We start from the raw sequence: 12,150 nt of genomic DNA on the forward strand, positions 1-12,150 counted from the left end.
GCCTCTATTCGGCCACGAGGTGTTGCAACACACGCTTGTGCAGCACCAGCATCGCGTCCGCTCCGTTGGTTCGCATCACCAGGCCAAGTGCGAGAGGCCTGGCCCCTTGCGTGCAGGCTTCGGCCATGCCGGTGAAGGCGGGGCGGGCGCGTGGATTATCGCCGTGCATGGCGCAAAGCTGACGCCAGTCGCGCACGAAGTCGCGCATGTGGCCGGCTAGGGCAGCGATCTGCGGTGTGGCTTCGGGCGAGGAGGGGGCCAGTTCACCGATCCAGTCATCGACCAGCCATTGCACCTCGGCAGGCGGCATGATCGCGGGGCGCAGGTTTGTCTCGGTAAGCAATTTGGGATTGGCCTTGGGGCGAAAGGCCAGCTTGCGCCATTGCTCGCGCGGCGGCGGCGGTGAACAGGCGAAATTCCAGAAGGCCGAAGTGCCGGTGGTGTCAGCGACGAGGTGGATACGCTCGGCGGGGGAGGGGTTCTCGACATGGTGGCGGCGCCAGTTGTCGAAGATCCACGCTTCGCCTGCGCCCATGTGGACGCTCTCGCCGTCGCAGTGGAAGCGCACTTCCTCGCGGGTGATGACGGGCACATGCAGGCGCACGCGGGTGTGCCAGTGATAGTTGATGTCGGCATGTTCGGGCACCTCCGCGCCGGGCGCGAGCCGCATCAGCCGCGAGCGGCTCCATACCACGCCGAAGCTCGCCAGAACCTGCCGCGCATAGGGCATCTGAGCCAGCCAGCGTGTGGGGAGCATCTGGCCATAGACGCCGTCGTTCTCCGCGCCGTGGGCTGTTATGAGGCGGGCGGCGGAATTGCCCGCCACATGGTCGGGGTGGGGTGCCCATGCTTCCGGTGGCAGAGCGGCAACCTCCTTCTGCAGGCGATCCGCGTCGAACAGGATCGGCAGCTGGTAGAAGCGCTCATCAAGCCGCATCGCTCAGCTCCCGGTGCTGGTGAGGGCATCGCCGAGCGCGGCACGCAAGGGGCTGAGGTGGGGCGCATAGTCGTCCACCCGCTCGATTCCGGCGCGGTTGAGCGGCTGGCGCACCTGCTCGGCAGAAGGGGTGCGCACGCTGCGCTCGGTGCGGTGGAAGGCGAGGCAGGCCGGGTCGAACGGAAGATCGCAATGGGCGAGCAGGCGGCTCACTTCGCCTTCAAGGTTGGTTACGAGGTCTTCGTAATGGATGCGCAGCACGCGTCCCGGCAACGCTGCGTCCCAGTGTTCCATCATGGCGAGATAGGCGCGGATATGGCCCGCGATATGGTCGACGCCATAGGTGAATTCCTGATTGGAGGTGCCGAACAGCTGACGCAGGTTGGCAAGTGCACAGGAGAGCGGTTCGCGCCGCACGTCGATGATCGTGGCGTGCGGCAGGATCGTGTGGATGAGGCCCACGTGCCAGAAGTTGTTGGGCATCTTGTCGATGAAGAAGGGGCGCCCTAGCCGGCGGTGGACGCGCGTTTCGGCCATGTAGCGTTCGCCCAGCTGCGTGGCCTGCGCGCGGGTGATGGTGGCCAGTGCTTCGGGTGCTCCCGGCAGGCCGCAGGCGGGGTCTTGCCCAAAGAGTTCGGCGGCGATGCGACCGAGAGTGGTCAGCTCGTGCGTGCCTTCCACTGCGGGATGCGAGGCGAGGATCTGCTCGACGAGCGTTGAGCCCGAGCGTGGCAGTCCGACTACGAAGATCGGTGCGCGGTCGCGGTGGCCCCAGCCTTGGCGCTTGGCGAACAGGGCCGGGCCTTGCGCCTTGGCGATGGCGGCGGCGCGTTCCTGCGCGGTGCGGGGGCAATAGCTGCTGGCGCGGCGGCGCAGGTCATTGCCGCGTTCGAAGTGGCGCCATGCGCGGGCGAAGTCGCGCGCGTCCTCTGCGGCCTTGGCGAGTGCGAAGTCGAGGTAGACGCGGTCCATGTCGGTGGTGTCTTGCGCGCCGTGTAGCTGCTCCATCTGTGCGATATCGCCGGGCGTGAAGCGGACTGTCTTGAGGTTGGCGAGGCTGAACCAGGCGACTGCATAGCCGGGCCTTGCCGCCAGCGCGGCGCGGTAGGCGGCCACGGCTTCGTCCAGCCTGCCGACTGTCTTGAGGGCATTGCCGCGAAACAGGTGAAGTTCGGCAGGCTCCGCCCCCTCGGCGGGCACTTCGGCGAGAAGCTCGGCATAGAGGTCGATCACCGCATCGTGATCGCCCAGAGCGACCGAGGCGGCGGCATATTGCTTGCGCCAGTTGCGATTGGTCGGCTGGTGGCGCAGCAGGACTTCGGCGTGGAGGCGGGCCTCCTCGGGGTCCTGCCGTCGCAGCAGCAACACCGACAGGTCGAACCGCGCTTCGAGGAAAGCACCATCGCGCGAGACGAGCGCGCGCAGGATGCGCTCGGCCTCGGCGTCGTCCTGGCCGCCTTCCATCAGTACGCGCGCGAGCAGGTGTGCGGCGCCGAGATTGCCCTCGTCGCGTGCCAGGTAGTCGCGCAGGATTGCGGCGGCAGGGGCATGGTCGCCATCGGCATGGAGCGCGTTGGCCATGACGATCTCGCGCGGCAATTGCGCCAGCTTCTCGGCGCGTTGGCGTGCCTGCGCTGCGCCGCCTTGGTCACCTGTGCGGTGGAGCAATTGCGCCAGCATATCCCAGCAGGCGGGGAGCGCCGGGTTGAGGCGTAAGGCCTCGTGAAGCGCGGCGATGGCGCCCTGTCCGTCGCCGAGGCGAAGGAGGCAAAGCGCGCGCTCCTGATAGAGGCGGCTGAACTGCGGGTGCGCCTGTGCGATCCGCTCCAGCAGGCGCAGCGCTTCGCCGCAGCGACTCTCCTTGCGCAGGCCTAAGGCCGCGCGCAGTATATTGTCGCGAGCGGCGCTCATCGGTTGGCTCCGCTGGCGAGGAACCCTGCGAGCCAGTCCGGTTCGGGCTGGTCGGCATCGTAATATTCGAAGATCAGGTGAACCCGCTCGCTCGCGCCCTCGTTGCGGACCCAGTGCGGGGCGAGGTTGTTCACCTCCACCGCCTCACCCACCGCAAAGCGATGCTCCGCCCCGCCGAAATGCGACACAACCTGCGGATTGGTCAGCAAGGGAACGTGGATCTTGTGCGGCCACTTGGCGGCAACAAGCGCATCGACATGCGGCTGGATCACGCCTCCTGCCGGCATCCGCGCCAGCATCACCCGCGGAAACACCCCGCGCGCATAGCCATAGGGCGCCACCGCCGCGGCCAGCACCGGGGCAAGCACCCCGCGCCAGTAGCCCCATGCCGGCCGATCGTGCGAGAAACGCCAGTCGCGCCCAGAATCGACGAAGCGGAACACGATGTGCTGCGTCGCGTCGAGCGCCTCGAAGCGGTTGGGCTTGGCCGCGTTTTCGGCCGCCCATGCCGCCTCGGGCACCTGCCGCACGGCCTGCACCAGCCGCGTCACATCGACCGGGCCGAGCATGCGCACGCCCGAAGTCTTGCGCGGATTGGCGGCGGGCACGCTCATCGCAGACCGTCGAAGGTATAGCCGAACAGCGCGAGATCGGCGGCATAGCGGCGCGCGACGGCCTCGGCGAGGCGCTGATCGTAATAGCGGCGATAGTCGCCGTGCTTGCTCGCATTCACGCGCTCGAGCGCCTGTGAGGCAATCCCGATCCGCGCGCAGATCGCGTCGTAGGAGCCCTGCATATCTTCCACCCGGCCGATCTCGTCTGCGAGCAGGCTTTGTCCGTCGTCATCCACAAGCAGGCTCGCCTGCGGGCGGAACAGGATGTGGTCAGGGTTCGGATGGGCAAGGGCGAAGCGGTACATCGCCTCGCGGGGATTTTTCTGAAAGAGGTCCGTCTGCCGCAGCATGAAGGCGCAGTAGGAGACAAATCGGTCAAACGGATTGCGCACAAAGGCGAATTTCACATAGCCTGCGAAGGCCTCTTCTCCGACAAACGGGCGCACCTGCCGCAAGGCGAAGTGGCCATGGCCGACCGCCGCCAGCTCGGGCCAGGGAAACCTTCGCTCCACGAACAGGCCCACCTGTTCGCAGTCCTCCTCGCCTATATGCTCGCGCAGCGCGCGGCGCACCGCATGGGTGCCGGTTTTCGGCACGGCGGCGAAGATGAAGCGGTGGCGGTGCGAAATAATCATCGGTGGCATTCAAACGGGGTGAGCGCGGCCCTGCCGCAAGGGGCAAGGCCGCGCTCCGCCGGTCATCCAGATGCGATCAGAACTTGTAGTTCACGCCGCCCAGAATGGTCGTGCCGCTCTGGTTCTGGTTGTAGAGGTAGCGGTTCTGGCCCCAGAACTGCGTATCCTTCTCATTGGTCAGATTGATGGCATTGACGTTGATCTGCAGGCGATCGGTCACGTTGAAGAAGGCCGAGGCATCGAAGTAGGTAGATCCCTCGAAGCCGCGTGTGCTTGCACTCATCACCGTGTCGTTCTTGCCGGTGTACCAGCGGCTGCGATAGCTCATCGAGCCGCGCAGGCCCCAGCGATCGGTTTCGTAGTAGATCGTGCCGTTGGCGCCGGTGTCGGAGAAGCCGGTCAGCTCTTCATCGGCGTCGATGTAGGTGAAGTTGGCGATGACCCCGAAGCCGTCGAGCGGAGCCGGCAGGAACGACAGCTGCGACTGTGCGGCCAGTTCGATCCCGGTCAGCGAGCGATCGCCCTCGATGTTCACGGGCATCGTGAACTCCGTGACGATCGTATCGGCCGTGGCGCCCGGAATGGTGGAGAAGGGCACGCCGGTTTCGCTGAACGGAATGTTTTCGAGCAGATCACTACCGATGAAGTTGGTGATGATCTTGTGGAACACGCCCGCCGACAGCAGGCCTACGTCGCCGAAGTAGTATTCCACGGCAAAGTCGAAGGTGGTGTCGGTGTAGGGCTTCAGGTTCGGGTTGCCCCGACGCACGGTGATCTCGCCGCTGTCCTCGTTCAGGAAGGCGGTGCCTTCGGCTGCCATCGAGCCGAGGCTCGGACGGTTGAGGTTCTTGGTGGCGGCGAAGCGCAGCAGCACGTCGTCGGTCACTTCGAGCACGGCGTTCATCGCGGGCAGAACACCTGAATAGCTGCCCTCGACCTCGGAGGTGCCCAGATAGGCATAGCTGTCGCCCTGGATCCAGCCCACGCTCTTGGTGTCGGTGCTGTAACCGCGCAGGCCCACGTTGCCGCGCAGGCGCATGCCGCCGACTTCAGTGTCCCAATCGGCCTGCAGGTAGCCCGAGATCGTGTCTTCGGTCGTCTCGTAGACGTTCTCGATATCCTGCAGCGCGCCGCCGGTGCCGTCGGTGTTCGGCTCGAAGCGGTGATATTCGTCGTAGCGGTCGAAGGCCTCGGCATAGTCGCCAATCAGCCACGAGCCGAACTCGTTGCTGAATACATCGCTCACGCCGGTCACCGGATCGCCGCGCATCTTGTCGGTCGTGCCGTTGACGTTGGCGTCGTAGAACAGGTCGATGCCCTGCTGGCGGAACGAGTGGTAGGCACCGCCAAGACGGATCGTCCACACGGGGCTCGCTTCCCAGGCGAGATTCGCTTCGCCTTCGAGGAGCTCGCTCTCGTTGTTGAAACCGCGATAGTAGAAGTTGTCGAGCGCGTAGCTGCTGGGGTCGGTGGAATCCCAGCCGGCATAGCTGAACGTGGCCGAGCGGCCATCGGGTCCATAGTCGGCGATCATGTTGCCGCGCGCGCGGATGTAGAACTTGTCGTCATAGGGCGTGTCGTAGGTCGACTTTTCCCAGCCGACGTGGCCGTCGAAGGTGAGCGTGTCGGTGACGTTCCATTCGTTGGTCAGCGCGACCTGCCAGAAGCGGTTCTCGTTGTGCGAGCGGCGGTGCTCGGTGCCGAAGCCGACGCCGGTGACATCGGCATAGGTGACGTAGCCGAACTCGTCCCAGGCAATGTCGTTCACGACCGAGCCAGTCTGGAAGTTCGCGGGCCAGATTGGGTCGGCAACGCCACCGACAATGATTGAGCCGCGCGAATTGAGCGGGCGGGTGGCGAGGTGCAGCTCGCTACGATCGGTGGTGAACCGGCCATGGAGCGCGTCGATGGTGAACAGCACGTCGTCGCTCGGTTGCCACTGCACCGCGGCGGTGATGCCGAGGCGTTCCTGCTCGGCATTCCACGAGGACAGGCGGTTACCGTCTGCAAAGTAAAAGGTGTTGTCCGGGTTGAGCAGGTCGGCCTGTTGCGAGGCCGAGAGATTCGACAGATCGACGCCCTTGTCGACCAGCGCCTGCATTTGTTCGCCGTTCACCGTGGTGTAGTTGTAAGTGTTGTGACCCTGCTCGGTGGTGTTGCGCTTGCTCCAGGCAACCGAAACGGCGATGCCGAAAGCGTCATCCCAGTTCTGGCTCAGCAGGGCGGCGACGCGCGGTTGGGCATCTTCTGTGTAGGTGTTGGTGCCAAGGTTGAGAGAGATCGCGCCGTTGATCCCATCGTTGTAGTCGAACGGTTTGGCGGTGAAGAGGCCCACGGTGCCGGCCATACCGCCTTCTTTCTGCGCGGCCTGAAAGGTCTTTTCGACCTCGACCCGGCTGAACAGTTCGGAAGCGAAGATGTTGAAATCGAAGGCGCGGTCGCGCGAACGCTGGCCGCGGCTATCCTGCGCCGAGTCGACGTTGCCGAGCACTTCCATACCGTTGAGCTGGACGCGTGCGAAATCCGGGCCGAGGCCGCGCAGCGAGATGCGGCGGCCTTCGCCGGCCTCGCGGTTGATCTGCACGCCGGGGAGGCGTTGCAGCGATTCAGCAAGGTTGAGATCGGGGAACTTGGCCATGTCTTCGGCCACGATCACGTCGATTCGGATATCCGAATCGCGCTTGGCATCGAGCGCCTCGGACAGCGACTGGCGGAAGCCGGTGACGACGATGGCGTCATCGTCGCTGGCGGCGCTATCCTGCGCAAAAGCCGCAGCCGGGCACAGCAGAGCCATGGCCGATGCGGTGGTGAACAGGACTTTTCGGAAGCTCGGGCGGGTGGCCCGAGAGGCATTGCAACCGGTCATGAGAAACCCCTCTTGTTGGTAAACTGGTCTGAACCAGATGCGCGAGTAGCGGGGCTAGATAACAGTTGCGTGACAGGATGACGGTCTGATGCTGCGTTGCAGCTATTTTGTGCAGGTGCGGCGAATTGGCCGCAGCGGTGGCCGCGGGAAATCGCGCGGTTGAATCGATTGTGCGCCCGTTGTGGCGAGCCGTGGGGCTAGCGAACGCGCAGGTCCACGGTGATTTGCACGGCGTCGTGGCGCCAGTATTCGTGGTCGTATTCGACCACCCGGCCATGGCCGTCATAACTTACGCGTTGCAAGGCGAGGCCGGGCAGGCCCGACTTCTGACGCAGGTCGACCGCCTCGTCACCGGTCAGCGCGCAGGGCTGCATCGAAATCTGGTTGCGGGCGACGGTGATTCCGAAATTGCGCTTCAGGATCGCGGTGAGCGAGGTGTTGAGATCGAAGTCGAGCAGGCCTGGTGTAATCGCGGCGTCGACCACCAGCTTCTCCACCAGCACTGCTCGTCCATCGACCGAGCGCAAGCGGCGGATATGGTGTAGCGGGGCGCCGAGCGGGCGCGAGAAAATGTCCGAAAGCAGCGGGTCTGCGGGGATTGTGGCGGTGCTGATGGTGAACGTGGTGGGTACGCGGCCCTGCGCCTCGACGTAGGACATGAAGCCTTCCCAGCGGGTCGGATCATAGACCACCGGCGGCGGCGAGACGTACCAGCCGCTGCGGTCGCGCCGAAAGATCGCGCCTTCGGCTTCGAGCAGGAACAATGCCTCGCGAATCGTGCCGCGAGCAAGGCCGAATTCGCCTTGCAGCTGGCGCTCCGAGGGAAGCTTGTCGCCCGGCTTGAGGTCGCCTGTGGAGATGCGCGAGGCAATCCCGTCGCGCAGGCCCAGATATTGGCGGCTTTCCGCACTTTCGGTAGGGCCAGTCCCGTTGGTATCTGCCGCTTTTTCCATGGTTCCTGTTACTCTCACTACCGTGACCCGACAACCGGCACAGGGCCTGTCTTCGCAACTTGGAACGCCGGAATCGCGAGAAAATTGCCGGACTTGGGAAAAATGGATGCGTCGCGCCGCATTATCTGCAATTGGTCTAGACCATGACTATGACAAAGACAGACCGCGCCTCCGTCGCTGCGGAGGCTATTGCCTTGTTCACGCGCCTTGGCACCCTGCATTACGGCGAAAAGGTCAGCCAGCTCGATCACGCGCTGCAATGTGCGCACAATGCGCGGCTCGCGGGTGAGGGGGCGGCGATGATCGCGGCCGCTCTGCTGCATGATATTGGCCACCTGTTGCACCACGAGGGTGAAGACGCTGCGACACGCGGGATCGACACTCGCCACGAGATCACCGGCGCCGACTGGCTGCGCGAACGGTTCGGCCCCGAGGTGAGCGAGCCGGTGCGCCTCCATGTCGATGCCAAGCGCTATCTCGCACTGCGTCAGCCGACCTATGTCGCGAGCTTGAGTCCGGCTTCGCTCGAAAGTCTGGAATTGCAGGGTGGAGCGATGGATGAGGCTGAAGCCACGCGGTTCGAGCAGGAGCCCCACCATGCCGCGGCCTTGCGGCTGCGCGACTACGACGACCTCGGCAAGAAGGACCGCGACGATCTTCCGGCTTTCGAAAGCTATCACGATATGCTGGTTCGGCTGGCGCGGCAGGGCTGATCGGCTCGCCGCGCCGCCACAGGCTCAGCCGCGCCGCGCCACTTCCGCTTCGAGCGCCTGAATAAGATCGGCCACCGAATCGATCACCAGGTCGGCCCCTGCGGCCTTGAGGCGTTCACCCGCCGCAGCCACCCGGTCAGCGCGGTCGGCAGGGTCGAGCGCGGCCAGTTCCTCGACGCTCAGCCCCACAGCATTGCCCGAGGCCGCCACGCCGACGGTGAAGCAGCCCGCATTGCGCCCTTCGGCCATGCCGACTTCCGCATCGTCGACCTTGACAACGCGCTCCAGCGGCCAGACGCCGAGGTCGGCGCAGGCCTTGTAGATCATCAGCGGCGAGGGGCGGCCCTGCGCGGTCTCGTTGGCGCAGACGACCAGATCTGGATCGTAGCCCTCGGCCTTGGCGGTGGGCAGGATCGCCTCCATCATCTCGCGCGAATAGCCTGTGCACGAGGCGATTGTGATCCCCTCTTCGCGCAGACGGGCGACGGTTTCGGCAGCGCCGGGCACGAGGTGTGCGGTCTCGCGGGCAAGGCGGATCATCGGCTCCTGCAGCGTTTCGAGCACTTCGGCGGTTGCGGCTTCATCGGGCGCCTTTCCGCGCGCCTCTTCCCAGGCTGCGGCAAGCCGGGGCTGGGCCAGCATGGCGCGGATATGGTCGGCCTTGGCGCGGCCCATGTCGGCGCGCGCCTCGCTCTCTTCGGCGGGCACGCCCGATAGCCGAAACGCCTCGATCAGCGCCAGCACGGGGGCGCGGCTGCCGAAATCGACCATGGTGCCGGCCCAGTCGAACATCACCATGTCGAAGGCAGAATGTATCTTGGGGCGGATCTCAGTCATTGGGGGTGTTCTCCTCGAACAGGTTGGCCAGCACTTCTTCTGCGAAGGCGAAGGCGGTGGATGCGCCGTTTCCGGCAGTGATCAGCGCGAGCCTGACGCGCGCGTGCGGAGCGGCGATGAGGCTGGGTTCGGGGCCGCGAGCATAGGTACCGGTCCAGCGTTCGAGCACGGTCGGGGCAGGCTGTCCGGTGGCGGCACTCCACTCGGCGAGGATGAGCTGGTTGACCGCTTCGCTGGCGAAGGGATCGGGGGTGGTGCGCTCATGATGGCTGTCGCCGACGACCAGCGTGCCATCGGCGCTCTGCACCGCGATCAGGTGGACGCCGTTGGCCAGTTCCTCGCCCTGTTCCTCTTCCAGCCGGACGCGCAGCGCAGCGGCGGCGGGCAGCTCGCTGTAGCCGTCATAGCGCACCAGCCCGAGGTCGGACATGATCGGCGCGGGCAGGGTGACGCCGGGGGCGGCCAGCCGGAGCATCTGCAATTTGGACCGGATGAGGCCGGCGTTTTGCAAGATATCGGCACCGAGACCGGAGAAGTCATCGCCGGGGCAGATGATCGCGCGATCAGCAAGGACTTCACCGCGTCCGGTGAGAATATGGGGCGGTTCGACAGCAAGGGCGGCGGCTTCGCGCAGGAAGGTTACGCCATGCTCTCTTTCGAGATAGCGCGCGAGCAGGGGGATGGCGCTGCGCGATTCGACGCGGAGGTCGTGCGGGCTCCACAGGGCGGCCTGTGTCTTCGGGCCGGTGACTTCCGGGGCGCGGGCGGCGGCTTCGCTCGGTGTGAGCAGTTCGCAACCGTGGCCCATTTCGGTCGCCATGAATTCTTCGAGCACGCCCACCGCTTCGGCGCGGCGCACGGGCATGAACAAGCCGCGCTGGAGCACCTCGATCCCCGCCGGTGCGGCGATCTCGAGCCACAGGTCGCGGCTGCGGCGGGCGCGGTTCCAGACCAGCCCGCGCTGCTGGCCGGTCACGGTTACGAAGCCGAAGTTGCGGATCGACGCTCCGTCGGCCTGGGCGTTGCGGTCGATCACGATCACACGCAACCCGCGCTTCGCCGCCGCCAGCGCGCAGCCTAGCCCGACAATTCCCGCCCCGACGATCGCCAGATCATAGTGTTCGCTCATGCTCTCAAGGCCTCCGTTCCGGTTGACCTCAAGCTTTCATCGATGGCTGGCACAGGCGCCCTTTCGTCATTCCACTGTCGCATATGTGGTCTAGACCAGCCTTGCATGACAGGAGCAAGTCAGATGATCGGCAGTTTTCGCAGTTGGCTTTCCCGAGCGCAGCCCGCGATATTCGTGCTGTTCGCGGGGATGGCCGGCTTCTGCGCCTATTTCTCGATGTATGCGTTCAGGAAGCCGTTCACCGCCGCGACCTTCGAACACGTGGCAGGGTGGGGCTTCGTGCTCGATTACAAGATCGCGCTCGTGCTGGCGCAGGTGGCCGGATATGCGCTGTCGAAACTGATCGGGGTGAAGGTGATCGCCGAACTCGCGCCCGAGCGGCGGGCCTTGGCGATTCTCCTGCTGATCGGCTCCTCATGGCTGGCGCTCGTCATGTTCGCGCTGGTTCCGGCGCCGTGGAACGTGGTGTTCCTGTTTCTCAACGGCCTGCCATTGGGGCTGATCTGGGGGCTGGTGTTCGGCTTCATGGAAGGCCGTCGGGTGAGCGAGGTGCTCGGCGCGATCCTGTGTGCGAGCTTCATTCTCTCTTCGGGCGTGGTGAAGTCGATCGGCAAGGCGCTGATGCTGGACTACGGCGTGAGCGAATTCTGGATGCCGGCGGCGACCGGGGCGGTGTTCATGCCCTTGTTGCTGGTCTCGGTGCTGGGTCTGGCCGCGCTGCCTGCGCCCGATGCGGCTGACGAGGCCGAGCGGGTGGCGCGCCGCCCGATGATGGCGGCGCAGCGAAGGGCTTTCTTACGAGCGCACTGGCCGCTGCTGGTGCCGCTGGTCGCATCCTATGTGCTGCTGACCGCCTTTCGCGACCTGCGCGACAACTTCGCTGCCGAGATCTGGCAGGCGCTCGGCTATGGCGAGGCCTCCAGCGTGTTCACCGCCAGCGAGGCACCGGTGGCGATCATCTCGCTTGTCGCGCTGGCGCTGCTGGTGCGGGTGCATGACAACACGAAGGCTATGGCCTGGATGCATGTGGCGGTGGGGCTTGGCTTTGCCGTGCTGGGACTGTCGACGCTGGCGTTCCAGCAGGGGCTGCTCTCGCCGATCGCGTGGATGGTGGCGAGCGGGGCGGGGCTTTACCTTGCCTATACCCCGTTCAACGCGATGCTGTTCGACCGGCTGATCGCCTGGTCGGGCACCGTGGCGACGGCGGGCTTCCTGATCTATGTCGCCGATGCCAGCGGCTATGTCGGCAGCGTGGCCCTGCTGCTGCTGCGCAACTTCGCTGGGCTCGACCTGCCGTGGCTGACCTTCTTTATCGGTTCGGCCTATGTTACCAGCCTTGTGGGCGTTGTGCTGGTCGGCATCGCTGGCGCGCAGTTCATTCGCACCAGCTTGGCAGGGCAGGGTGCGGATCGGCACGGCTTTGGCAGAGTTGCCAGCCCTGCCCGCTCTTGAGCAGGTGTGCATCCCGGCAACTGACACAAGAGAAATTGGCGGGTTCACGTAATCGTCATCGACTTGCCGCGAACCCGTCATTCACTTTGAATAGGCGCGCTTC

General features: G+C 65.3%; 10 protein-coding genes. 2 read left to right on the forward strand and 8 right to left on the reverse strand.

Annotated features, from left to right (window positions below; genetic code table 11):
• Nucleotides 1-4 precede the first annotated feature (4 nt).
• The 6 genes from ABDJ38_RS06275 to ABDJ38_RS06300 form a co-directional block, all read right to left on the reverse strand.
• On the reverse strand, nt 5-937 hold the full coding sequence (locus ABDJ38_RS06275) for an aspartyl/asparaginyl beta-hydroxylase domain-containing protein (RefSeq protein WP_346784223.1): 933 nt from the start codon (nt 935-937) through the stop codon (nt 5-7).
• Between the two features lie 3 nt (nt 938-940).
• Nucleotides 941-2,848, reverse strand: a complete 1,908-nt coding sequence (locus ABDJ38_RS06280) for a sulfotransferase (RefSeq protein WP_346784224.1) — start codon at nt 2,846-2,848, stop codon at nt 941-943.
• Complete coding sequence (locus ABDJ38_RS06285) at nt 2,845-3,462, reverse strand: aspartyl/asparaginyl beta-hydroxylase domain-containing protein (protein WP_346784225.1); 618 nt, start codon at nt 3,460-3,462, stop codon at nt 2,845-2,847. The genes ABDJ38_RS06280 and ABDJ38_RS06285 overlap by 4 nt, the downstream gene beginning before the upstream one ends.
• Nucleotides 3,459-4,097, reverse strand: a complete 639-nt coding sequence (locus ABDJ38_RS06290; protein ID WP_346784226.1) for a sulfotransferase family 2 domain-containing protein — start codon at nt 4,095-4,097, stop codon at nt 3,459-3,461. Before ABDJ38_RS06290 ends, ABDJ38_RS06285 begins: the two co-directional genes overlap by 4 nt.
• 76 nt (nt 4,098-4,173) lie before the next feature.
• Entirely contained in the window at nt 4,174-6,963 is a 2,790-nt protein-coding gene (locus ABDJ38_RS06295) for a TonB-dependent receptor (RefSeq protein ID WP_346784227.1), read from the reverse strand.
• A 197-nt stretch (nt 6,964-7,160) separates the two neighbouring features.
• Complete coding sequence (locus tag ABDJ38_RS06300) at nt 7,161-7,916, reverse strand: UTRA domain-containing protein (RefSeq protein WP_346784228.1); 756 nt, start codon at nt 7,914-7,916, stop codon at nt 7,161-7,163.
• Between the two features lie 149 nt (nt 7,917-8,065).
• Between ABDJ38_RS06300 and ABDJ38_RS06305 the strand changes: the two genes are divergently transcribed.
• Complete coding sequence (locus tag ABDJ38_RS06305; protein WP_346784229.1) at nt 8,066-8,629, forward strand: HD domain-containing protein; 564 nt, start codon at nt 8,066-8,068, stop codon at nt 8,627-8,629.
• Between the two features lie 24 nt (nt 8,630-8,653).
• Here the strand turns inward: ABDJ38_RS06305 and phnX are convergent, their stop codons facing one another.
• Nucleotides 8,654-9,466: a phosphonoacetaldehyde hydrolase gene (phnX, locus tag ABDJ38_RS06310; RefSeq protein ID WP_346784230.1), complete on the reverse strand. Its 813-nt coding sequence runs from the start codon at nt 9,464-9,466 to the stop codon at nt 8,654-8,656.
• Nucleotides 9,459-10,595: a TIGR03364 family FAD-dependent oxidoreductase gene (locus tag ABDJ38_RS06315; RefSeq protein WP_346784231.1), complete on the reverse strand. Its 1,137-nt coding sequence runs from the start codon at nt 10,593-10,595 to the stop codon at nt 9,459-9,461. Before ABDJ38_RS06315 ends, phnX begins: the two co-directional genes overlap by 8 nt.
• A 123-nt stretch (nt 10,596-10,718) precedes the next feature.
• Between ABDJ38_RS06315 and ABDJ38_RS06320 the strand changes: the two genes are divergently transcribed.
• Nucleotides 10,719-12,047, forward strand: a complete 1,329-nt coding sequence (locus tag ABDJ38_RS06320; RefSeq protein ID WP_346784232.1) for a DUF5690 family protein — start codon at nt 10,719-10,721, stop codon at nt 12,045-12,047.
• The last annotated feature ends 103 nt before the right edge of the window (nt 12,048-12,150 follow it).

The sequence above is a fragment of the Aurantiacibacter flavus genome (genome assembly GCF_039710615.1).
Classification (GTDB): Bacteria; Pseudomonadota; Alphaproteobacteria; order Sphingomonadales; family Sphingomonadaceae; genus Alteraurantiacibacter; species Alteraurantiacibacter flavus.

Excerpts from the sequence above, each read along its gene's own strand:
- ABDJ38_RS06275 (WP_346784223.1), bottom strand. The coding sequence starts at position 937 with ATGCGGCTTGATGAGCGCTTCTACCAGCTGCCGATCCTGTTCGACGCG.
- ABDJ38_RS06280 (WP_346784224.1), bottom strand. The coding sequence starts at position 2,848 with ATGAGCGCCGCTCGCGACAATATACTGCGCGCGGCCTTAGGCCTGCGC.
- ABDJ38_RS06285 (WP_346784225.1), bottom strand. The coding sequence starts at position 3,462 with ATGAGCGTGCCCGCCGCCAATCCGCGCAAGACTTCGGGCGTGCGCATG.
- ABDJ38_RS06290 (WP_346784226.1), bottom strand. The coding sequence starts at position 4,097 with ATGATTATTTCGCACCGCCACCGCTTCATCTTCGCCGCCGTGCCGAAA.
- ABDJ38_RS06295 (WP_346784227.1), bottom strand. The coding sequence starts at position 6,963 with ATGACCGGTTGCAATGCCTCTCGGGCCACCCGCCCGAGCTTCCGAAAA.
- ABDJ38_RS06300 (WP_346784228.1), bottom strand. The coding sequence starts at position 7,916 with ATGGAAAAAGCGGCAGATACCAACGGGACTGGCCCTACCGAAAGTGCG.
- ABDJ38_RS06305 (WP_346784229.1), top strand. The coding sequence starts at position 8,066 with ATGACAAAGACAGACCGCGCCTCCGTCGCTGCGGAGGCTATTGCCTTG.
- phnX (WP_346784230.1), bottom strand. The coding sequence starts at position 9,466 with ATGACTGAGATCCGCCCCAAGATACATTCTGCCTTCGACATGGTGATG.
- ABDJ38_RS06315 (WP_346784231.1), bottom strand. The coding sequence starts at position 10,595 with ATGAGCGAACACTATGATCTGGCGATCGTCGGGGCGGGAATTGTCGGG.
- ABDJ38_RS06320 (WP_346784232.1), top strand. The coding sequence starts at position 10,719 with ATGATCGGCAGTTTTCGCAGTTGGCTTTCCCGAGCGCAGCCCGCGATA.